This is a genomic window from Streptomyces sp. OfavH-34-F (genome assembly GCF_022347745.1).
In the GTDB taxonomy this organism is placed as follows: Bacteria; Actinomycetota; Actinomycetes; order Streptomycetales; family Streptomycetaceae; genus Streptomyces.
Genome location: NZ_JAKRGC010000630.1, coordinates 1 through 1145, shown reverse-complemented (window position 1 = coordinate 1145; position 1145 = coordinate 1). Strand labels below are relative to the sequence as shown.

1 pseudogene is annotated in these 1145 nt (G+C 80.3%); it reads right to left on the bottom strand.

What is annotated here, in order from left to right:
* Nucleotides 1-1145: pseudogene (locus MHW47_RS35570) on the bottom strand (serine protease); the annotation flags it as partial.

The window sequence follows — 1145 nt, the reverse complement described above, 5'->3', positions numbered from 1 at the left end:
CTCGCGCGGGGGTGCCCGGACGCGACGAGGGCGTCGGCGAGGTCGTCCACGGCGAGGCTCCGGCGGGCGTGGAGCAGCGCCTGGGCGGCGGTGGCGACGGTCGGCCGGACCTCCGCGCCGGGGGCGGCGGGGAGCGGCCGCTCGTCGGTGAACCAGGCGCACAGGAGGGGCTGGACGGTACGGGGGCGGGCGGCGAGCCGCCGGGCGACGGCGTCCAGGAACCGCTCCCCGGCTTCGCCGTCGGCGGGGACCAGGCGGCGCAGCAGGTCGAGCCGGTCCGCCTCGGGCAGCCGCAGCTCCAGCCAGAACCAGGGCCCGAACTCGGCGTACGCGCCGCGCGCCCAGCCCCCGCCCGTCCCGCCCGACGTGCGCACGACGCGTCCGGCGAGCAGCCGCAGCACCCCGAGGTGGGGGCGCGCGTCGGGGACGCGCAGCAGGGTCTCGGCGAGGAGGTGGGACGCCCACCAGCGGGGGTCGGAGCGGGGGCTTCGGGGGGTGCCGGGGTCGTCGCCGTCCCCCGCCGTTTCGGGGAGCCGGTCGAGCGCCTCGATCAGGTCGGCCAGCCGGTGCGCCAGAGCGGCCGGGCCCTGGCGCCGGCCGAGCAGGAGGAGGGCCTGGACGACCGGGCCGATGCGGTGCCGGGGGACGGGGAGGCTGCGCGGCGGCGCCGGGCGGGAGGCGTCCACGGGCTCCGGGGCTTGCGCCCTCGCGCTGTGCGGCCGCCGTGGTCGGGGCACGCGGCCCGTGCCCGCGCTCTCCGCGTGCCAGCGGTGCACCAGCGCCCGCAGTGCCGCGTCCAGGTCGAGGTGGGTGCTCTGGATCCAGTCGCCCATCTCCTCGTGGGCGAAGCGGTAGCCCGCGCCCGCCGGGACCAGCAGGCGTTCGGTGAGGACGGCCTGGGCCCAGCCGGTGCGCCAGGGGAAGAGGGCCTCGAAGGCGGGGCGGTCCAGCTCGCCCTGGCCGGGGCCGAGGCAGCGCCGGGCCGCCTCGTGGACCTGGCCCGCCACCCGCGCCGCCAGGCGCCGTACCTCCGTGGGGCCGGGGCGGTCGCCCGCCGCGATGCGGACGGCGACGCGCAGGCACATGAGGTCGAGGTGGGCGGCGAAGACCTCCTCCGTGCCGGGGCGGCCCGGGGTGTCCGGGGG